The sequence below is a fragment of the Mumia sp. zg.B53 genome, from assembly GCF_019550935.1.
Lineage (GTDB): Bacteria > Actinomycetota > Actinomycetes > Propionibacteriales > Nocardioidaceae > Mumia.
The window spans coordinates 43,672-63,656 of the sequence record NZ_JAHWCK010000003.1; the positions used below are offsets into that span (position 1 = coordinate 43,672).

16 protein-coding genes are annotated in these 19,985 nt (G+C 71.0%); 8 read left to right on the plus strand and 8 right to left on the minus strand.

What is annotated here, in order from left to right; all coding sequences use genetic code 11:
- The first annotated feature begins 49 nt into the window (after positions 1–49).
- The 5 genes from selD (at position 50) to KV102_RS13980 (ending at position 7,773) form a co-directional block, all read left to right on the plus strand.
- Positions 50–1,045, plus strand: a complete 996-nt coding sequence (gene selD / locus KV102_RS13955) for a selenide, water dikinase SelD (protein WP_220344289.1) — start codon at positions 50–52, stop codon at positions 1,043–1,045.
- 91 nt (positions 1,046–1,136) lie between these two features.
- Positions 1,137–4,385, plus strand: coding sequence for a formate dehydrogenase (fdh, locus tag KV102_RS13965; protein WP_308290338.1), 3,249 nt, complete (start codon positions 1,137–1,139; stop codon positions 4,383–4,385).
- Entirely contained in the window at positions 4,382–5,341 is a 960-nt protein-coding gene (locus KV102_RS13970; protein WP_220344291.1) for a 4Fe-4S dicluster domain-containing protein, read from the plus strand. Before fdh ends, KV102_RS13970 begins: the two co-directional genes overlap by 4 nt.
- A complete protein-coding gene (gene nrfD, locus KV102_RS13975) occupies positions 5,338–6,438 on the plus strand; it encodes an NrfD/PsrC family molybdoenzyme membrane anchor subunit (protein WP_220346651.1) in 1,101 nt (366 codons plus the stop codon). Before KV102_RS13970 ends, nrfD begins: the two co-directional genes overlap by 4 nt.
- Before the next feature lie 18 nt (positions 6,439–6,456).
- Positions 6,457–7,773 (plus strand): OFA family MFS transporter, encoded by a 1,317-nt coding sequence (locus KV102_RS13980; RefSeq protein ID WP_220344293.1) that lies wholly within the window; start codon positions 6,457–6,459, stop codon positions 7,771–7,773.
- A 28-nt stretch (positions 7,774–7,801) separates the two neighbouring features.
- Here KV102_RS13980 and KV102_RS13985 read toward each other — a convergent pair whose 3' ends face one another.
- On the minus strand, positions 7,802–8,068 hold the full coding sequence (locus tag KV102_RS13985; protein WP_220344294.1) for a metal-sensitive transcriptional regulator: 267 nt from the start codon (positions 8,066–8,068) through the stop codon (positions 7,802–7,804).
- Positions 8,069–8,202: 134 nt separating this feature from the next.
- Between KV102_RS13985 and KV102_RS13990 the strand changes: the two genes are divergently transcribed.
- From KV102_RS13990 to KV102_RS14000, 3 genes are all read left to right on the plus strand, one after another.
- Complete coding sequence (locus KV102_RS13990; RefSeq protein ID WP_220344295.1) at positions 8,203–9,603, plus strand: rhodanese-like domain-containing protein; 1,401 nt, start codon at positions 8,203–8,205, stop codon at positions 9,601–9,603.
- A gap of 1 nt (position 9,604) precedes the next feature.
- A complete protein-coding gene (locus KV102_RS13995; protein ID WP_220346652.1) occupies positions 9,605–10,444 on the plus strand; it encodes a sulfite exporter TauE/SafE family protein in 840 nt (279 codons plus the stop codon).
- 284 nt (positions 10,445–10,728) lie between these two features.
- Entirely contained in the window at positions 10,729–11,124 is a 396-nt protein-coding gene (locus KV102_RS14000) for a hypothetical protein (protein WP_220344297.1), read from the plus strand.
- Here the strand turns inward: KV102_RS14000 and KV102_RS14005 are convergent.
- The 7 genes from KV102_RS14005 to KV102_RS14035 all read right to left on the minus strand — a co-directional run bounded on the left by KV102_RS14005 (position 11,072) and on the right by KV102_RS14035 (position 19,976).
- Entirely contained in the window at positions 11,072–11,578 is a 507-nt protein-coding gene (locus KV102_RS14005) for a Fur family transcriptional regulator (protein WP_220344298.1), read from the minus strand. The two genes, KV102_RS14000 and KV102_RS14005, sit on opposite strands and share 53 nt — an antisense overlap.
- Positions 11,579–11,643: 65 nt before the next feature.
- Positions 11,644–12,471, minus strand: coding sequence for a trans-aconitate 2-methyltransferase (locus KV102_RS14010; RefSeq protein ID WP_220346653.1), 828 nt, complete (start codon positions 12,469–12,471; stop codon positions 11,644–11,646).
- On the minus strand, positions 12,468–13,274 hold the full coding sequence (locus tag KV102_RS14015) for an ABC transporter ATP-binding protein (RefSeq protein ID WP_220346654.1): 807 nt from the start codon (positions 13,272–13,274) through the stop codon (positions 12,468–12,470). The genes KV102_RS14010 and KV102_RS14015 overlap by 4 nt, the downstream gene beginning before the upstream one ends.
- Positions 13,271–15,202: a dipeptide/oligopeptide/nickel ABC transporter permease/ATP-binding protein gene (locus tag KV102_RS14020; protein WP_220346655.1), complete on the minus strand. Its 1,932-nt coding sequence runs from the start codon at positions 15,200–15,202 to the stop codon at positions 13,271–13,273. The genes KV102_RS14015 and KV102_RS14020 overlap by 4 nt, the downstream gene beginning before the upstream one ends.
- A 7-nt stretch (positions 15,203–15,209) precedes the next feature.
- On the minus strand, positions 15,210–16,166 hold the full coding sequence (locus KV102_RS14025) for an ABC transporter permease (protein WP_220346656.1): 957 nt from the start codon (positions 16,164–16,166) through the stop codon (positions 15,210–15,212).
- A gap of 35 nt (positions 16,167–16,201) precedes the next feature.
- Positions 16,202–17,794, minus strand: coding sequence for an ABC transporter substrate-binding protein (locus KV102_RS14030; protein ID WP_220346657.1), 1,593 nt, complete (start codon positions 17,792–17,794; stop codon positions 16,202–16,204).
- Positions 17,795–17,879: 85 nt separating this feature from the next.
- On the minus strand, positions 17,880–19,976 hold the full coding sequence (locus KV102_RS14035; protein WP_220346658.1) for an MMPL family transporter: 2,097 nt from the start codon (positions 19,974–19,976) through the stop codon (positions 17,880–17,882).
- Between the last annotated feature and the right edge of the window lie 9 nt (positions 19,977–19,985).

Consider the following 19,985-nt stretch of genomic DNA (forward strand, 5'->3'; position numbering starts at 1 on the left):
CCGCCTCCGCCACCGCCCGCTCGCCCGCTCGAGCGCCTAGGTTGGGACCATGACGACCGCAGCTGCAGATCTCCGGCTCACCCAGTACGCCGCCGGCGGCGGCTGCGCGTGCAAGGTTCCGCCCGGCGAGCTCGAACGCGTGCTCGGTGACCTGCGGCTCGGTGAGGAGTCGGGCGACCTGCTCGTGGGCCTCGACCACGGCGACGACGCCGCCGCCGTACGGATCGACGGCGAACGCGCCATCATCGCGACGACCGACTTCTTCACCCCGGTCGTCGACGATCCCTACGACTGGGGGAGGATCGCCGCGGCGAACGCCCTCTCGGACGTCTACGCGATGGGCGGCGAGCCAGTGGTTGCGCTCAACCTGCTGGCGTGGCCGCGCGACCGGATCCCGTTCGACCTGGCCCGCGAGGTGCTCCGTGGGGGCCGCGACGTCTGCCGCGAGGCGGACACCCACCTGGCCGGGGGCCACAGCATCGACGACCAGGAGCCGAAGTACGGCCTCGCGGTCACCGGTCTGGCTCACCCCGACCGCCTGCTGCGCAACGACGCCGCCATGCCGGGGACGCCTTTGACGCTCACCAAGCCGCTGGGGCTCGGGGTGCTCAACAACCGGCACAAGGCGACGGGCGAGCGGTTCGAGGAGGCCGTCGCCACGATGACGGGCCTCAACCGTGACGCCTCGCGTGCGGCCGTGGCCGGCGGGTGCACGGCAGCCACCGACGTGACCGGCTTCGGCCTCCTCGGTCACCTCTTCAAGATGGCCCGGGCCAGCGGGGTGAGCGCCGTGGTCGACGCGGCGGCCGTCCCGTACGTTGGTGGCGCTCGTGACGCGCTCCGCGACGGGTTCGTGCCCGGCGGGAGCCGTCGCAACCTCGACTGGGTCCGCCCGCACCTGCAGGCGAGCGTCGAGGAGGACGAGCTCCTGCTGCTCGCGGACGCGCAGACGTCGGGCGGTCTCCTCGTCGCCGGTGAGATTCCGGGCCATCCGGTGGTGGGCGAGGTCGTACCCCGCACCGACTTCGTCGTCGCGGTGCGCTGACACCGGTTGATTGACAGCGGCACGCGGTCGCCTCACCCACGTGTGAACGGGGGGCGTCGGGGGTAACGTGCCCTCAACGGAGGTGAGGCGGGTGGCGAGGACGTTCCTTTCGTGGCCTGTGCTGCGACAGCTGACCGGTGCGGACCGGCTGGGACGCGGCGCGGCCGTACGCTCCCGCAACACCGACGAGATCACCGCCCGCACCGAGACCGCCGACCGGGTCGCCAAGAGCGTCTGCCCGTACTGCGCGGTCGGGTGCGCCCAGAAGGTCTTCGTCAAGGACGAGAAGGTCATCCAGATCGAGGGTGACCCGGACAGCCCGGTGAACCGCGGTCGGCTGTGCCCGAAGGGCGCGGCGAGCAAGAACCTCGTCACCAGCCCGCTGCGGCAGACCACGATCAAGTACCGCGCGCCGTACGCGACCGAGTGGACCGACCTCGCGCTCGACACGGCGATGGAGATGATCGCCGACCGGGTCGTCAAGGCCCGCAACGACACGTGGCAGGACGTCGACGAGCGCGGACAGCGGGTCCGCCGCACGCTCGGCATCGCGAGCCTCGGAGGGGCGACCCTCGACAACGAGGAGAACTACCTCATCAAGAAGCTGTTCACCGCGATGGGCGCGATCCAGATCGAGAACCAGGCGCGCATTTGACACTCCGCCACCGTCCCCGGTCTGGGGACGTCGTTCGGGCGTGGAGGCGCCACCACCTTCCTCCAGGACCTCGCCAACGCTGACTGCATCATCATCCAGGGCTCCAACATGGCCGAAGCCCACCCGGTGGGCTTCCAGTGGGTGATGGAGGCGAAGGCGAGGGGTGCGAAGATCATCCACGTCGATCCGCGGTTCACGCGGACCAGCGCGCTGGCCGACACCTTCGTGCCGATCCGAGCGGGCTCCGACATCGCCTTCCTCGGCGGCATCGTCAACTACGTGCTCTCCAACGAGCTGGACTTCCGTGAGTACGTCGTGAACTACACCAACGCCGCGGCGATCGTCAGCGACGACTTCCAGGACACCGACGACCTCGACGGGCTGTTCTCCGGGTACGACCCCGAGACGCGGACGTACGACCCGACGTCCTGGCAGTACGCCGGCGACGAGCCCGCGGCCGACGACGAGCAGAACCCCGAGATGCAGCGAGAGACCGCCAGCGCGTTGCAGCACGAGTCCCACGGCAGCGGCGTGAAGGCCAATCCGCCGCGCGACGAGACGCTTCAGGACCCGAGGTGCGTCTACCAGGTCCTCAAGCGGCACTATGCCCGCTACACGCCGGAGATGGTGGCGCGGACGTGCGGTGTGAGCGAGGAGCAGTTCCGCGAGGTGTGCGAGGCGTGGACCGCGAACTCGAACCCGGACCGCACCACGGCGCTGGTCTACAGCGTCGGGTGGACCCAGCACAGCGTGGGCGTGCAATACATCCGGACCGGGGCCATCCTCCAGCTGCTGCTTGGCAACATGGGCCGGCCCGGCGGCGGTGTCATGGCGTTGCGCGGGCATGCGAGCATCCAGGGCTCGACCGACATCCCGACCCTGTTCAACCTCCTCCCCGGCTATCTGCCGATGCCTAACGCCGTGGAACACCAGAGCCTGGAGCAGTGGATCGAGGCCGTCAGCCAGCCGGACGCCAAGGGCTTCTGGGCCAACGCGTCGGCGTACGGGGTCAACCTGCTGAAGGCCTACTTCGGAGACGCGGCGACGCCGGAGAACGACTTCTGCTTCGACTACCTCCCGAAGATCACCGGCGACCACGGCACCTACAGCACCGTCATGGACATGATCGACGGCAAGGTGAAGGGCTACTTCCTGCTCGGCCAGAACCCGGCCGTGGGGTCGGCGCACGGGCGCGCCCAGCGCCTGGGCATGGCGAACCTGGACTGGGTGGTGGTCCGCGACCTCTTCGAGATCGAGAGCGCCACGTTCTGGAAGACGTCTCCGGAGGTCGCCACCGGCGAGATCGTGCCCGAGGAGTGCCGGACGGAGGTGTTCCTCATGCCGGCTGCGTCCCACGTCGAGAAGGAGGGCACCTTCACCCAGACCCAGAGGATGCTGCAGTGGCGTGAGAAGGCGGTCGAGCCGCCCGACGACTGCCGCTCGGAGCTGTGGTTCTTCTACCACCTCGGCCGGATGGTCCGGGAGCGCTACGCGGACTCGACCGAGGAGCGCGACCTGCCGATCCAGCAGCTCGCGTGGGACTACCCGACCCACGGTCCGCTGGTGGAGCCGAGCGCCGAGGCGGTGCTCATGGAGATCAACGGCTTCGAGGTGGAGTCCGGTCGGCCGCTGTCCAGCTTCATCGAGATGAAGGCCGACGGCTCGACGCTCGGCGGCTGCTGGATCTACACCGGCGTCTACAAGGACGGCGTCAACCAGGCCGCCCGCCGCAAGCCGGGGAGCGACCAGAGCTTCGTGGCACCCGAGTGGGGCTGGGCCTGGCCCGCGAACCGGCGGATGCTCTACAACCGGGCCTCGGCCGACCCGAGCGGCAAGCCGTGGAGCGAGCGCAAGGCCTACGTCTGGTGGGACGAGGATGCCGGGGAGTGGACCGGGCACGACGTGCCGGACTTCGAGAAGACCAAGCCGCCGTCGTACCGGCCGCCCGACGGCGCTGCCGGTGTCGAGGGACTCGCGGGCAACGATCCGTTCATCATGCAGGGCGACGGGAAGGGCGCACTCTACGTGCCGCAGGGTCTCATCGACGGTCCGATGCCGACCCACTACGAGCCGGTCGAGTCCCCGTTCCGCAACCCGTTCTACGCCCAGCAGGCCAACCCGACGAGCAAGGAGTACGTCCGGCCCGACAACCCCTCGAACCCGTCGCCGTCGCAGGGGCACAGCGAGGTCTACCCGTACGTGTTCACGACCAGCCGCCTCACCGAGCACCACACCGCCGGCGGGATGAGCCGCTTCGTCGCACGGTTGGCCGAGCTGCAGCCGGAGATGTTCATCGAGGTCTCGCCGGAGCTCGCCGGAGAGCGCGGGCTCGAACCCGGTGGCTGGGCGACGATCATCACCTCCCGCTCGGCGATCGAGGCGCGCGTGCTGGTCACCGATCGGCTCACGCCCCTCAAGGTCGAGGGCAGGACGGTGCACCAGGTGTGGCTCCCGTACCACTGGGGCGAGGGCGGTCTGGTGACGGGTGACTCGGCCAACGACCTGATCGGGATCTCGCTCGACCCCAACGTCCTCATCCAGGAGTCGAAGGTGGGTACCTGCGACGTACGCCCGGGTCGGCGGCCGACGGGACCGGCGTTGCGACGGCTGGTCATGGACTACCAGAACGATGCAGGTCTCACCACCGCCCACGCGGTCGAGGACACGAAGGAGAGTCAGTCATGACGAGCCTGTTCCGGGAGAACGACCTGTGGGGGCCGCTCGATCCCTCGGAGGAGGCGGGGTACGGCGAGGACCGCCCGAAGCGCAAGGGGTTCTTCACCGACACCAGCATCTGCATCGGCTGCAAGGCCTGCGAGGTGGCCTGCAAGGAGTGGAACGACGTCCCCGCCGACCACTTCGACATGCTCGGCTCGTCCTACGACAACAGCCACTCGCTCAACGCGAACCAGTGGCGGCACGTCGCGTTCATCGAGCAGCCCAAACGGCTCGGTGACCAGGAGAGCGGGCTCCGCCAGTCGGTCGACCTCGGCATGCCGGTGATGGCGCCGTCGAGCCCGCCCGAGGAACAGCCGCCGGACGGCGCCGAGAAGCCCGACTTCCGCTGGCTGATGTCGTCGGACGTGTGCAAGCACTGCACACACGCGGCCTGCCTGGACGTGTGTCCGACGGGGTCGCTCTTCCGCTCCGAGTTCGGCACGGTGGTGGTGCAGGACGACATCTGCAACGGGTGCGGCTACTGCGTCCCCGCCTGCCCGTACGGCGTCATCGAGCGCCGGAAGGGCCCCGACGGGGCCAAGAACGTGGGCATCGCGCAGAAGTGCACGCTCTGCTACGACCGGCTCGAGGCCGGCCAGACACCGGCGTGCGCCCAGGCGTGTCCGACGCAGTCCATCCAGTTCGGCGACGTGGAGGAGCTGCGCGAGCGCGCGAACACCCGGGTCGCCCAGCTGAACGACGCGGGCGTCATGGACGCGCGTCTGTACGGCAACGACCCCGACGACGGAGTCGGTGGCGCGGGTGCCTTCTTCCTCCTGCTCGACGAGCCCGAGGTCTACGGCTTCCCACCGGACCCGGTGGTGACGACCCGCGACCTGCCGCACATGTTCCGGCGGGCCTCGGCGGCGGCAGCCGTGATGCTCGCGGGCGCCGCGGTGTCGTTCCTGGGGAGGCGGCGATGAGCCAGGAGCAGACGAGGACAGGCGACGCCCCGGAGTACGCGGTCACGCGCGACGGCATGGTGGGCGTCGCCGCCGAGACGGACGCGGTCGTCGGATCGGCGGGCGGACGCCGCAAGAAGGGCCGTCGCCGCAAGGGTGCTGAGCAGAGCATGGTGCCCGAGGCCGACTTCACCTCCTACTACGGTCGGCCGATCGTCAAGCCGTCGCCGTGGGAGGCCGACATCCCGGCGTACCTCTTCACCGGCGGCCTCGCCGCCGGCTCCTCCTTGATCGCCGCGGGCGCCGACCTGACCGGCAGGCCGGCGCTGCGGCGTACGGGCCGGCTGGCCGCGGTCGGGGCGCTCGGCTTCTCGATGGCCGCGCTCGTGCACGACCTCGGCACGCCCTCACGGTTCGCGAACATGCTCCGGACCGCCAAGCTGACCTCGCCGATGTCGGTCGGGACCTGGATCCTGTCGATGTACGGGCCCTTCGCCGGCGCTGCCGCGGCCGCGGAGGTCGTCAGTCTGCTGCCGGGCCGCTACCGCAGCGCGGGGCCGCTCCCGCTGGCGTCCGCGCTCGGCCGGCCCGCGGGACTCATGGCGGCACTCTTTGCGCCGCCGGTCGCCGCGTACACCGCGGTCCTGCTCTCCGACACGGCGACACCGTCCTGGCACGGCGCCTACAAGGAGCTCCCGTTCGTCTTCGTCGGTTCCGCCAGCGCTGCGGCGGCCGGGCTGGGGATGATCGCCGCCCCCACCCACGAGACCGGTCCGGTCCGGCGGATGGCCGCTGCCGGCGCGCTGCTCGAGCTGGGGATGGAGCAGCGGATGGAGAAGTCGATGGGTGTGACCGCGGAGCCCCTGCACCACGGCAAGGCAGGACGCCTGATGCGGATGGCGAAGGCGCTGACGGCGGTTGGTGCTGCCGGGACGCTGCTGGCCGGTCGCAGCCGTGCCGTCGCGGCAGCATCGGGAGCGGCGCTGATGCTGGGGTCGGCCTGCACCCGGTTCGGGGTGTTCGAGGCAGGGCAGCAGTCCGCGAGAGACCCGAAGTACACCGTCGTCCCCCAGCGCGAGCGCCTCGAGCGACAGGGCCCCGTGCGCTACCACCAGTAAACGAGCCAGGAGGCCCAGATGACCGACTCCGTGAGCGACTCGACCGGCCGCCACGACACCGCTTCGCCGGGACGTCGTGACAGTGGCTCGGTGAACCGGTGGGTGCTGGTCGGCGGTGGCCTTCTGCTCCAGTTCTCCATCGGCGCCGTCTATGCCTGGTCGGTGTTCGCGAAGGCCTACCAGGACGCCGAGCCGTGGCAGCTGACGAAGGTCGAGGCATCGCTGCCGTTCACGGTGACGATCGCGATGATCTTCATCGGCAGCTACACGGGTGGTCGGGTGCAGGACAAGCGCGGCCCGCGCGTCGTCGCCCTGGCGGGCGGCGTCATCTACGCGCTCGGCATCGTGATCGCGTCGTTCACCCGGGGGTCCGAGGACCTGTGGCTGCTGATTCTCGGTTACGGCGTCATCAGCGGTTTCGGGCTCGGCGTCGCCTACATCGTCCCGATCGCGATGCTTCAGAAGTGGTTCCCCGACAAGAAGGGCCTCATCACCGGTCTGGCGGTCGGGGGCTTCGGCTTCGGGGCCGTCCTGACGTCCCCCGTCGCCCGGTGGCTCATCGGCCAGGACGAGAGCCAGCCGTCCAAGGCGTTCCTCTGGCTCGGTCTGGCCTACCTGGTGATGTCGCTCGCGGGCGCGTCGTTGTTCCGCAACCCGCCGCAGGGCTACTCGGTCCCCGGGTACGAGACGGCGACCGCAGGTGCGGCCGGTCCGACGGCCAAGGAGTACACCGAGAAGGAGGCGCTGCGGACGCCGCAGTGGTATCTGCTCACCGCCATCCTGACCCTCAACGTCACGGCGGGCATCGCACTGATCTCGCAGGCCGCGGGCAGCGCCGAGGGGATCGCCGGTTACAGCTCGGCGGGTGCGGCGACAGTCGTCGGTGTGCTGGCGATCTTCAACGGAGGTGGTCGCATCGTCTGGGCAGCCGCGTCGGACTACGTCGGACGGATGCCGGCGTTCGCCGCCATGCTCGCGCTCCAGGGCGTGTGCCTCATCGTCCTGCCGCACGCGAGCAACGCAGCCCTGTGGTTCGCCCTCGCCGCGGTCGTCTACCTCTGCTACGGCGGCGGGTTCGGCACCATGCCGGCCACGGCCGGTGACTACTTCGGGGTGAGGTACGCGGGGGCGATCTACGGCCTCATGCTCATCGGCTGGAGCCTGGGCGGCGTGATCGGTCCGATCGTCATCTCCGCCCTGCTCGGTGACACCGGCGAGCCCGACTACACGCTCGGCTACACGACGATCGGCATCATCGCGCTGGTCGCCGTGGCGCTCACTCTCATCACCCGCGTGCCGGGTGACCGGAAGACGGCCGTCGCGTCGGAGCGATGACCCGGACCGACGCCGAGGCCGTCGGCGCTCACGCCAGGGCGAGGAAGAGCTTCTCCATCTTCTTGACCTCGTCGTCGGCGAGGCCGTCACCGCCTTCGGTGAGGCACTGCTGGAGTCCGGTCGCGACGATGGCGTAGCCGGCACGCGAGAGCGCCTTGTTGACAGCCGCGAGCTGGGTGAGGACCGACTCGCAGTCCGAGCCCTCCTCCATCATCCGGATGACGCTTGCCAGGTGACCGTTGGCGCGCTTCATGCGCGTGATGACCGCCTTGATGTCGGTGGGGTCGAGATCCATGGTGGTTCTCCCGTGGCTCGGGGGCGCGGTCTCCTCAATCCTACAACCCCCTGGGGGGATGTGTTACCGTCCTCATCATAACCCCCCGGGGGGATGATGAGCGGGCGCCGGTCCGCGAGAGGAGAACGCCGCCGATGACCGATCTGACGGTTCGCACCCTGGAGACGCCGTCGCTGGGTGACCGCACCTATGTCGTGCACGACGGCGAGGTCGCCTTCGTGGTCGACCCCCAGCGAGACATCGACCGGGTGCTCGACGTGCTCGAGGCCGACGGAGTCCGGCTCACCCACGTCTTCGAGACGCACCTCCACAACGACTACGTCACCGGTGGACTGGCCTTGGCCCAGGCGACCGGCGCGGCGTACCTCGTCAACCGCGAGGACGACGTCTCCTTCGAGCGCACCCCGGTCGCGGCGGGGGAGACGGTGTCCATCGGCTCTCGGATGACGGTGCGCGCCATCGCTACCCCCGGCCACACCTTCACGCACCTCTCGTACGCCCTCTCGTCCGTCGGCGACCACGGTGAGCAGCCCTACGGCGTGTTCACCGGAGGCTCCCTGCTGTACGGCGCCACCGGCCGCCCCGACCTGCTGGGTGAGGCGCACACCGACACCCTGGTGCGCCACCAGCACGCGTCGGCCCGCAAGCTGGCCACCGAGCTCCCCGACGACGCCGAGGTCTTTCCCACCCACGGGTTCGGGTCGTTCTGCGCGGCGACCCAGTCCGACGCGACCACCTCGACGATCGGGCAGGAGCGCCGGTCCAACCCGGTGCTCAGCCAGGACGAGGAGACGTACGTCCGCGAGCTCCTGGACGGTCTCGGGGACTGGCCCGCGTACTACGTCCACATGGGCCCGGCCAACGCCGCGGGGCCTTCCGCGCCCGACCTCTCTCCGGTGCAGGAGGCCGATGCCACCGAGCTGCGGCGACGCATCGAGGCCGGCGAGTGGGTGATCGACCTGCGCAACCGCAAGGCCTTTGCGGCGGGGCACGCCCCCGGCACCCTCAACATCGGCCTGGACGGCGCCATCGCCACCTACGTCGGCTGGCTGATCGAGTGGGGGACACCGGTGACCTTGCTCGGGGAGACCGCCGACGACGTCGCGGAGGCGCAACGCGACCTCGTCCGCATCGGCATCGACCGCCCTGCCGCGCAGGCGACCGGCGGACCTCGGGACTGGACGACCGGCGAGCTGGGCCGCTTCCCCGTCGCGACGTTCGCCGACCTGGCACAGGTGCGCCACCACCGCGAGGTCGTCGTCCTTGACGTCCGTCGCGCCGAGGAGCATGCCGAGTCCGCGATCCAGGGCTCCGTGAACATCGCGATCCACGAGCTGCCACGCCGAGTCCAGGAGGTCCCGGCGGGCGAGGTGTGGGTGCACTGCGCCGGCGGCTACCGGGCGTCCGTCGCCGCCTCGTTCCTCGCCGCGGCCGGGAGAGACCTGGTCGCGATCGACGACGCGTTCGACCACGCCGAGCAGGCAGGTCTGCCGCTGGTCCGCACGGCGGACGAGACCGTCAGCACCCCGGCCTGAGATGTCGCTCGCCCTCGTCGCCGTCGCGGTCTGCGCCGGCACGGTGATCGGCCTGTCGCTCGGAGCGCTCGGTGGCGGTGGGTCGATCCTCGCCGTCCCGGTCCTCGTCTACCTGCTCGACCAGTCCACGACGCAGGCCATGACCGGATCGCTCGTCGTCGTGACCGTCACGTCGCTGATCGCGGCGGTCGCCGCTCACCGAGCAGGCAACGTGCTCCTCGGCCGCGGCATCGTCTTCGGAGCGGTCGGCACGGGCGGGGCCGCGGCCGGGGCGACGCTGTCGTCGTCCGTGTCGCAGGACGTGCTGCTGGCCGCGTTCGCGGCGCTTCTGCTCCTGGTCGGCGGCCTCATGGCGTGGCGGCTGGTGCGTTCGTGGCGCGGCCGTACGACCTCACCCCGGCATCGTTCCGGCCTGGGTATCGACGACCCGATCATCAGCACCAGTCCCACGTTCGTCTGCCGGTGTCCGCAGGCGCTCATGGTGCTGACCACCGCCACGCTCGTCGGGTTCGTGACCGGGCTCCTGGGCGTCGGCGGCGGGTTCCTCGTCGTGCCCGCCCTGGTGCTGGCCCTGGGCCTGCCCATCGACCTCGCTGCCGGCACCTCGCTGGTCGCGATCACCGTCACCAGCGTCGCGGCCCTGATGGTCCGCACCGGCAGCGGCAGCGCGCCCGACTGGGTGCCGGTGCTCCTGCTGACGGCGGTCTCCGTGATCGCCGCCGTGCTCGGCGTCCGACTGGCCGCGGTGGCCGGCACCGCGCGGTTGCAAGGAGCCTTCGCCGTGCTTGTGCTCGCCGTTGCGGCCTACACCGCCGCTCGAGCACTCCCCGCGCTGGTGTGAACCGGCACGCCAACCCTCATCCCGTTCCACCCCCCCTGTGCCCCGACGTTGAACCGAACAAAGGAGAACCACCATGTGTCGAAGCACCACCTGCCGTACCTGCGGCAAGACGACGTGGGCGGGCTGTGGTCAGCACGTCGCCCAGGTGAAGGCAGGCGTCCCTGCAGCCCAGTGGTGCTCGGGTCATCCCGCCGAGGAGCGCTCAGGCGGTTGGCTCAGCCGTCTCCGTCGTCGCTGAGGGGAGCGGTCGCCGGGCGTCGGTCGACGCCCGGCATGATCGGAGCATGAGGTTCACCGAGCACGAGCTGTCGGCAGCGGTCACGGGCGTCGCGAAGGCCGTGATGGCGTCGCAGGACAAGGACGTGCGCAAGGGCCGGCGCGACGTCGACGAGGCGTGGGAGGGTCTTTCTCGCTACGAGCGCTATCAGCTGATGAGCGGGATCGGTGACCAGCTCCTGCCGGTCCTCGTGAGCCTGCCCGACGTCGAGGTCGAGGTCGGCACACGGCCCTCGTTCACCGAGGAGCAGATCGCGGCTGCGGTCGAGGAGAGACTCGGTGACGTGCGTGGCATCCGTCGGAAGGCCCTCCTGAAGGCCCGCACCGCACTCGTCCAGACGGCGCTCTCCTTCATCCCTCCACGGTCGGACCCGGACGCGCTGACCGTTCCTGACCACCTGTAGGTCCGGGGTCGGCGTCGGACTCACGGCGGCGGCAGTCGGCGCAGAGCCCGGAGAGCACCAGCCGGTCCACGTGCGGGGCGAACCCGTGCTTGCGGACGAGGGTGGCGGCCAGCGGCGTGAAGTCGTCGGGGTCTGCGTCGATGACCTGACCGCAACCGGTGCAGGACAGGTGCACGTGCGACGGGACCGATGTGGAGTGGTACACCGGTGTGCGGTCGGTCAGGTAGACCTGGCGGATCAGGCCGAACTCGTCCAGCAGGGCGAGCGTCCGGTAGACCGTCGAGATGTTCACCGACGCGTGCTGGCGCACGACGTCCTGATGGACCTCCTCCACGGTCGCGTGCCCCAGGCGCTCGACGGCGCGGAGGACGAGCTCGCGCTGAGGGGTCAGCCGGTAGCCCTCTGCCCGCAGCACGGCCTGCCATCCGGTGCCCGGTCCCGACGTGTCCGCCATGAGCCCACCTCCCGCGGGTCAGTATTCCCTAGCCAGTAGTCCGCCCAGACTGCCTTGAGCAGGACTCATCGCTCCGGACTCGACGAGCCGGTCTTCAGCGCACAGAGCAGGCCTTCGGTCAGGTCGTGCCAGACCAGCTCGACCTCGGCGAAGCCGCCGTCGCGCAGCGCTCGGACGTGGAGCTCGAGGCTGGGCGCGTCCCCGCGCGTCGTGCCCTCGAACGTCGCGTCGTGGTCGGCCACCTCCTCGGCGAGCTCAGGCGTGGCGCGCACGGCCGACCACCAGGTCTCCCAGTCGTCGGCGCCGGCGCTGATCGCCGCGTCCTTGCGCGACTCGCCGATCTCCCGCACGACGGTCGTGATGGCGCCCCACGGTCGACCGGCGGGCAGGTAGTCGCCGTTGAGGAGCAGGCCGTCAGGGACGAGCAGCGCGTACAGCTGCCGGTAGAGGGTGGCCAGCTGCTCGTCGGTGAGCCAGTGCAGTGCGGTGGTGGAGACGATCGCGTCGTACGGCGCGACGGGCAGCAGACCGGTCCACCCGGGGTCGCGCAGGTCGGCGCGGACCCACGTCGGCTGCCGCTCGCGGTCGGCGTGGTCCAACCGCCCCAGGGTCAGCAGGAGGGGGTCGAGGTCGACAGCCACCACGTCGGCCTGAGGGAACCTGTCGAGGACGCGCGCCGACAGGGACCCCGGCCCACAGGCGAGGTCGAGGATCCGGGGTCGGTCCGGACCGGACGGCGACAGCCGCTCGACGAGGTCCAGCATCAGGTCGAAGCGGGTCTCCCGATGGGCGATGTAGGCCTCCTGCTGGCGTTCCCACGACGCCACCAGGCTCCGGGCCACCGCTCGCCGACCCTGGTCCGCTGCGGTCTCGGCACTCGTCTGTGTCGTCATCGCTGTCCTCTCATGGTGCTTTCTCGGGCGAATGTCGGTACGGCGTCCAGGAGGCGCCGGGTCTGTGGGTCACGGGGACGGGTGAGCACCTCGTGCGTCGGTCCGTCCTCGACGATCCGTCCCTCGTGCATGACGGCGATGCGGTCGGCGAGCTGTGCCAGCACCGACAGGTCGTGGGTGATGAACAGGCATGCCGTGCCGAGCGTGTCGCGAAGGTGCATGAACAGGTTGAGGATGCGGGCCTGGACCGACACGTCGAGGGCGGTGACCGGCTCGTCGCAGACCAGGAGCCGGGGCTCGACCGCCAGCGCGCGGGCGATGGCGACGCGCTGGCACTGGCCGCCGCTGAGCTCCCGCGGCCGACGGGTCGTGAGAGCGGGGTCGAGGCCGACCAGGTCGAGCAGGTCGGCGACGCGCGCTCGACGGGCCGCTCTCGGAACGGTGCCGCCGACGGCGAGGGCCTCGGTGATCGCTGCCCCGATCGTCCGATGGGGGTCGAGCGAGGTGAACGGGTTCTGGAACACCATCTGCGCCCGACGACGGTGCGAGCGCCGACGACACCGGCTCAGCGCGCGCGCGTCGACGCCGTCGAGCAGGACCGATCCGCGGTCGACCGGCTGGAGACCGACGACCGCGCGGGCGAGCGTCGACTTGCCGCACCCCGACTCACCGACCAGTCCGAGGATCTCCCCGGCTCCCACGCTCAGGCTCACCTCGTCGACCGCGACGAGCCGGCCACCGGGGCGGTCGCGGTCGGCATGGCTGACGGTGAGGCCCGTGACCTCCAGCATCGGCGTGCTCACCGCGCTGCCTCGGGCTCGTGCTGCCGATGGTGCGCACGGACGAGCGCGGGCGGGCAGGCCACCTGGTGCCCGCCAGTGAGGCCCTCGACCCCGTCCGGGTGTGCGGCGGCGGCAGGGGACAGGGGGATCGCCCCGGTGAGGCAGGCCTCCTCGCGGAGGACGCAGCGCCCTGCGAACGAACACCCCCCGTCGACCGGCTCTCGACCTGCGGAGACATGGTCGGACTCGGGCAGCGTGGCGAAGCGCGTCCCGGTGGGACGACCGACGACGGGGACGGCATCGATCAGGCCGCGGGTGTAGGGGTGCAGCGGGGAGGAGATCAGCGCGCCGGTCGGCGCCTCCTCCACCGCCCGGCCGGCGTACATCACGAGGACGCGGTCGGCGACGTCGGCGACGACCGCGAGGTCGTGGCTGATGAGGACCACGGCCATGTCCCGCCGTCGGCCGAGGTCGCGCAGGAGGTCGAGGATCTCGGACTGCACGGTGACGTCGAGGGAGGACGTGGGTTCGTCGGCGATCAGCACCGTCGGCTCACCGGCCAGCGCCGCAGCGATCAGAACCCGCTGCCGCATCCCCCCTGAGAGCTCGTGCGGGTACTGGTCGATCGTCACGTCCGGGCGCGGCAGGCCCACTGCCTCGAGGAGTTCCTTCACGCGTTCACGCGCCGCGTCACCCCGAGCGGGCGGTCGGAGCGCCTCGGCGACGACCGAGCCGACCGTACGGAGCGGGTTGAGGGCGGCGTACGGATCCTGGAAGACGACGGCCACGCCCGCTCCCCGTACCTGGCGCAACGTCTCCTCGGGGGCGCCGATCAGCTCCGTCCCCTGGTAGCTCGCGCGACCGGTGACGCGGGCGCTCGCGTCCAGCAGTCCGAGCGGACCCATGACCGAGACGGTCTTGCCTGAGCCGCTCTCTCCGACCAGGGCGAGCACCTCACCAGGCCGTACGGCGTAGTCCACCCCGTGAAGCGCGGTGACCGGACCGGCAGGGGTGTCGAGGTCGACCCGCAACCCGCTCACCCGCAGCAAGGGCTCGCGGCCGGCGGAAGGCACCGGCTGCTCCGAGTCCCGACCCACGCCGCGGGCGACGGTACGGCGGGACGCGTCCGGCATCCGGCGAAGCCGCCAGCGGCGAAGCTCCGGGGCGATACCGAGGTGCTCGCCGATCAGGTTGCTGGACAGGGCGACGGCGGTGACGGCGAGTCCGGGAGGGAGCCACAGCCACCAGGCGGAGCCGAGGTACGGCCGCGACTCGACCAGCATCTGCCCCCACTCGGGCGTGGGTGGAGAGATGCCGAGTCCGAGGAAGCTCAGTCCCGCGACGGTCAGCACGACGACGCCGACGTCGGTGCTGGCGAACACGGCCGCGGGGCGGGCTGCGGTCGGCACGACGTGGACGGCGACGATGCGGACCGGGTGGGCGCCCAGACCGACGAGGGCGTCGGCGGCCGGGGAGCCGCGGTAGCCGAACACCGCTCCGCGGGCGATGCGGGCGTAGGCGGCCCACCCGACCACCGAGAGCGCCAGGATCAGGTTCGGGGCGCTGTTGCCACGGATCCCCAGGACTGCCAGGGCGAGCAGCATCGAGGGAACGCTCAGGGCCAGCTCGACCACCCACGTCACGACGCGGTCCACGACGCCACCCAGGTAGGCGCCGAGGGCGCCGACGGTCACCCCCACGACGAACGAGACGACCATCACCGCAGCGGTCACGGTCATGGAGGTGCGCGCTGCCCAGATGATGCGGCTGAGCTGGTCGCGGCCCAGCTGGTCGGTGCCCAGCCAGTGGCCGCCGCTCGGTGGCAGCAGGCTCGCCGAGAGGTCGGTGCTGGTCGGTGACTGCGGGGCGGCCCAGGGAGCGAGCAGCCCCGCCAGCGAGATGGTGACCAGGGGGAGGGCCAGGACCACGAGCCGTACGTTGCCTCTCATCTCCGGGTCACCGGACTTCCGTGCGGCGCAGCCGCGGATCGGCGGCGGTCTGGACCACGTCGATGGTGCGGGTGAGGAGGATGAAGGCGACCGCGAACACCAGGACCCCGGCGAGGATGGCGCCGCTGTCGCGGAACGTCACCGAGTCCACGAACCAGGCGCCGATCCCGGGCCACCCGAACACCGTCTCGACGACCACGCTCCCGGTGAGCAGCGTCCCCAGCTGGAGGGCGGTGACGTTGAGCGTCGCGCCGACCGCGTTCGGCAGGGCGTCCCGCACGGTGGGCGACCAGGCGGCGACGCCGCGGGCGCGGGCGGCTGTGACGTACTGCTGTCGGAGCGCCTCGCTCAGCGAGACCGCGACCACCCGGCTGATCGTCCCGGCAGCGGGGATCGCGAGCACCAGCCACGGCATGATCCAGGACACCGGACCGGACTGGCCCGAGGTGGGCAGCAGGCCGAGGCGCTCGGAGAAGACCGCGATGAGCACGAAGCTCATCCAGAACGTCGGCACCGACACCCCCACGAGTGCCACCGCGCGCAGGACACCCGGCAGCGGCCCGCGTCGGACGACCGCAGCGACGATGCCGGCGCCGAAGCCCATGACCAGGGCGAGGAGGGCACTGCCAAGGCCGAGGAACACCGTACGGGGCAGCTTCTCGTCGATCTCGGCAGCGATCGGACGCCCCGACCGCTCGGAGCGGCCGAGGTCGCCGCGCAGGGCACGGGTGAGCCAGACGCCGTACTGCGCGACCACCGACTCGTCCAGCTTGAGCTCGTGACGGATCCGCTCGATCTGCTCCTGGCTCGCTCCGGGCCCCGCCTGCCGGACGGCGATCGACGTGGCCGTGCTGCCCGGCGTCACCCGGATCAGCGAGAACGCCCCGAACGTGAGCACCAGCAGTACGACGACAGCCGAGAGCACGTGACCCGTCAGTGCCCGCTGGCGTCGTCCGTCCACCACCTCGGTCCCCTCCCAACCCGTCCGTCGGCTGCCGGTCAGCCGAGGGTCACGTGGGTGAGGTCGAGGCGGTACTCGTGCGGCGGGACGCGGAACCCGTCGACCTCCGAACGCACGGCGTAGTAGCGAGGGGGATGGGTGATCGGGACGAACGCCACGTCCCGCTCCAGGAGGTCGTACACGGCCTGGTAGGAGGAGTCGCGCGTGGCCGGGTCACCCGCCGAGACCGACCGGTCGACCAGGGCGTCGAGCGCGGGGGAGCTCCAGGTAGGGGTGTCGGCCGTGCTGGACAGGAACGACAGCGCGCTGTTCGCCGGGTCGTACGGCGCTCCGTAGGTGGTGGAGAAGGCCAGGTCGAACCGACCCGCAGCCTGCTGGTCGAAGTACGTGGCGCCGTCGACCACGGTCAGCTCGACCTCGATGCCGATCGTGGCCAGCGCGTCCTGAAGGGCCTGCCCGGTCGTCCGCGAGTCGGTCATCCCGTGGACGGGGTCGGACACCAGCAGCAGCTCGAGCCGGAGCGGGCGACCGTCCTTGGCCCGGGTCGAGCCCTTCATCGTCCATCCCGCCCTGTCGAGCACCCGCTCCGCCTCGTGGGGGTCGTACCGTCGCGTCGTCGGGGTGCCACTGTGGGGCACGGAGGGCGGGAAGTAGCTGTGAGCGACGTACTCCTTCCCTCCGTAGAGCACGTCGTTGATCGCCTCCACGTCGGTGGCGAGGGACACCGCCTCACGGACGGCTCGCTCGCCGAGCGGGCCGCGACGGTTGAAGGTGAGCGACATCGTCGTGTCCGGGTCGCCGGTCACCAGATCGAGCGACGGGTCGTCGGCGATGCTGGCGGCCTCCACAGCGTTGATCGGGGACAGGTAGCCGCCGCCGATGAGGTCGACCTCGCCCGCACGCAGCGCCGAGAGTCGGGTCTGCGAGTCCGGGATGACCCTCATCTCGACCCGCTCGATCTCCGGCTCGGGTCCCCAGTAGTCGTCGTTGCGCACGAACGAGCCCGAGGTGTCGGTCGAGGAGACGACCTTCCACGGACCTGTCCCGACCGGCTCGCGGTACGAGCCGCCGGGAGCCGCGGCCGGACTCAGGAACCGCACCGGGCGGACGATCGTCAGCTCCTGGAGCAACGGGGGGTACGGCGCCGACAGCCGAAGGACCAGCGTGTGGGAGGCCGGTGTCTCGATCGAGGAGATCGCCCGGGAGCCGCCGAGGAAGGCGAACTTCTCCTTGCCGACCCACTGCTCGAGGTTGAACTTCGCCGCCGCGGCGTCGAAGTCGGTGCCGTCGTGGAACCGCACGCCCTCACGGAGCGCGAAGGTGACCGTCAACCCGTCGCCGGACACGTCCCAGGACTCCGCCAGCGCCGGCTCCAGCGCACCACCCTCGCCGTAGGCGATCAGCGGCTCGTACACCAGGTCCATCGCATGGAACTGGCCCACGAAGTCCCACGGGTCCAGGATCCCCACCGGCTCCATGGTCGCCACCCGGATCGTCGTCCTCGCGCCCGGCTCGGAGGATCCACCTCCGGCTCCGCACCCGGCCAGCGCGAGGGCCGCGGCCACGATCGCGACGAGGCCGCGGATCCCTCCCCGACGGAGTCGTCGGTCGCTCTGGAGCGCTCCGCGCATCGCGTTGCCACCGCCCTTTCAGGCCGCCACGGATCGCACAGTTGCGAGGCCGACGTTGTTGCGAATGACTTGCAGCAACCCTAGGTCACGCCGGTGCCTCCTGCCCGCGGTTTCGGGAAGGAGAGCTTCTCCTCGGCATCCACCACGCACGGGCACCCAGGAGACGCATCACCGCAGGGACGGCGAGGCACCTGATCACCAGGGCGTCCAAGAGCACGGCGACCGCCATGGCGAAGCCCATCTGCTGCAGCATCCGGTCGGGTGACAGGACGAACGACCCGAACACGACGACCATGATCGCGGCCGCCGCCGTGATGACGCCGCCGGTGTGGGCCAGCCCTTCGCGAACCGCCAGGCTCGCGTCCCCGGTCCGCAGCCATTCCTCCCGCATCCGGGAGAGCAGGAAGACCTCGTAGTCCATGGAGAGCCCGAACACGATCGCGAAGACGAAGACGGGCAGGAACGCCTCGATCGGACCGGCCTGCGCTCCGAGGTATCCCTCCTGGAAGACGAGCGTCATCGCGCCGAGCGCCGCGCCGATGGAGAGGACGTTGAGCAGCGCCGCCTTGACGGCGACGGCGACCGATCGGAAGACCCACATCAGGAGGAGGCTGGACAGCCCCACGACGCAGAGGACGAACACAGGGAACCGGTCGGCCATCGTGTCGGAGAAGTCGACGTACGCCGCGGTGGCGCCACCCACGAGATGCGGTTCGCCGAGATCGTCTCGGAGGGCGGTCACCAGGTCTGCGGTCGCCTCGTCCTGAGGGCCGGTCGTCGGCTCGGCCCGGATGAGGAACAGACCGTCGGCGACGGCGACCGGCGGTGACACCCGGTCTCCGACGATGCCGGGGTGCGAAGCCAGCTCGGCGTACGCCGACCGCGCCTGGTCCTCCGTGCCCTCGGTGACGACGACCAGCGGACCGTTGGCGCCAGGCCCGAACTTCTCGCTGACCAGGTCGTACGCCGCCCGCGCGGTCGTGCTCTCGTCGTCGGTGCCGGCGTCGCTGAAGCCGAGGTTCATGCTCCCCGCGGGGATCGCGAGCGCTCCGAGTGCGACGACGGAGACGACCAGGGCCGGCCAGGGCGCGCGTTGCACCCACCATGCCCAGCGGCGCCAGACCTGACCGGTGCCGCGGCCCCGCCTCGCGGCATGCCGGTGGACCCGCTTCTCGATCCGTCTACCGAAGAGGCTCAGCAGCGCGGGGAGGAGGGTGACGGAGGCGAGCATCGTCACGAGGACGGTGAGGGCGACCGCCGTGACGGCACCTTCGTACGCGTCGACGCCGAGGGTGAACAGGCCCCCAAGGGCGAGGATCACGCTGGCGCCGGCGAACAGCACCGATCGTCCGGCCGTGTCGAGCGCGACGCGGCTTGCCCGGTCCCTGCCGGCCCCGGCGAGCAGCTCGCTGCGGTACCGGCTGAAGATCAGCAGGGAGTAGTCGATGCCCACGCCCAGACCGACCAGCGCCAGCATGGCGGGGGTGTAGCTGGGGATGGTGAGCACGTGCGACAGCAGGACCGTCAACCCGAAGGTGGACCCCACCGCGAGCACGGCGGTGATGAGCGGCAGACTCGCCGCCAGGAACGACCCGAACATCAGCACCAGGATCACCACCGCCGCGAGCAGCCCGACCGCCTCGGCGGTCGACCCCCCACCGCCCTCGACCTGCCGTACGCCGGCACCGGAGAGCTCGACCTGCAGCGGGCCCGAGTCGTACGACCCGGCGACCTCGATGAGCTCCTCGTAGGTCGCGGGCGGCGCGTCGCCCGTCCTGCCCTCGAACGTGACCTCGACGAGACCCACCGTCCCGTCACTCGAGACGGTGCCTCGCTGCGCGTCCGGCGGCGTGACGGACTCGACCTGGTCCACGGCGGCGAGGTCACGGGTCAGGTCATCGAGGTCGACGTCGCTGGCCCAGCCGCCGTCGTCGTGCAGCACGACGACGACGGTGTCGCCCGAGCGGGTCGGGGCATGCGTCTCGAGCAGGTCGGCGACCTCTTGCGACTGCGTGTCGGGGAGGGAGAAGTCGTCGTCGTACGCATCGCCGACCGCCTGGCCGGCGAACGTCGCTGCGACGAGCAGGACCAGCCAGCAGGCGAGAGCGGTCCAGCGGTGGCGGCCGGCGAAGCCGGCCAACCGTTCCATGCGGGTACGGCGGTCTGGCACAGCCTCGGTCATGGGCTCGGT

Coding starts and splice junctions, on each gene's coding strand:
- KV102_RS14010 (WP_220346653.1), bottom strand. CDS start 12,471: ATGACGACACAGACGAGTGCCGAGACCGCAGCGGACCAGGGTCGGCGA.
- KV102_RS14005 (WP_220344298.1), bottom strand. CDS start 11,578: ATGGCGGACACGTCGGGACCGGGCACCGGATGGCAGGCCGTGCTGCGG.
- KV102_RS13970 (WP_220344291.1), top strand. CDS start 4,382: ATGACGAGCCTGTTCCGGGAGAACGACCTGTGGGGGCCGCTCGATCCC.
- KV102_RS14030 (WP_220346657.1), bottom strand. CDS start 17,794: ATGCGCGGAGCGCTCCAGAGCGACCGACGACTCCGTCGGGGAGGGATC.
- KV102_RS14020 (WP_220346655.1), bottom strand. CDS start 15,202: ATGAGAGGCAACGTACGGCTCGTGGTCCTGGCCCTCCCCCTGGTCACC.
- KV102_RS13995 (WP_220346652.1), top strand. CDS start 9,605: ATGTCGCTCGCCCTCGTCGCCGTCGCGGTCTGCGCCGGCACGGTGATC.
- KV102_RS13985 (WP_220344294.1), bottom strand. CDS start 8,068: ATGGATCTCGACCCCACCGACATCAAGGCGGTCATCACGCGCATGAAG.
- KV102_RS13980 (WP_220344293.1), top strand. CDS start 6,457: ATGACCGACTCCGTGAGCGACTCGACCGGCCGCCACGACACCGCTTCG.
- KV102_RS14035 (WP_220346658.1), bottom strand. CDS start 19,976: ATGACCGAGGCTGTGCCAGACCGCCGTACCCGCATGGAACGGTTGGCC.
- KV102_RS13990 (WP_220344295.1), top strand. CDS start 8,203: ATGACCGATCTGACGGTTCGCACCCTGGAGACGCCGTCGCTGGGTGAC.
- nrfD (WP_220346651.1), top strand. CDS start 5,338: ATGAGCCAGGAGCAGACGAGGACAGGCGACGCCCCGGAGTACGCGGTC.
- selD (WP_220344289.1), top strand. CDS start 50: ATGACGACCGCAGCTGCAGATCTCCGGCTCACCCAGTACGCCGCCGGC.
- KV102_RS14000 (WP_220344297.1), top strand. CDS start 10,729: ATGAGGTTCACCGAGCACGAGCTGTCGGCAGCGGTCACGGGCGTCGCG.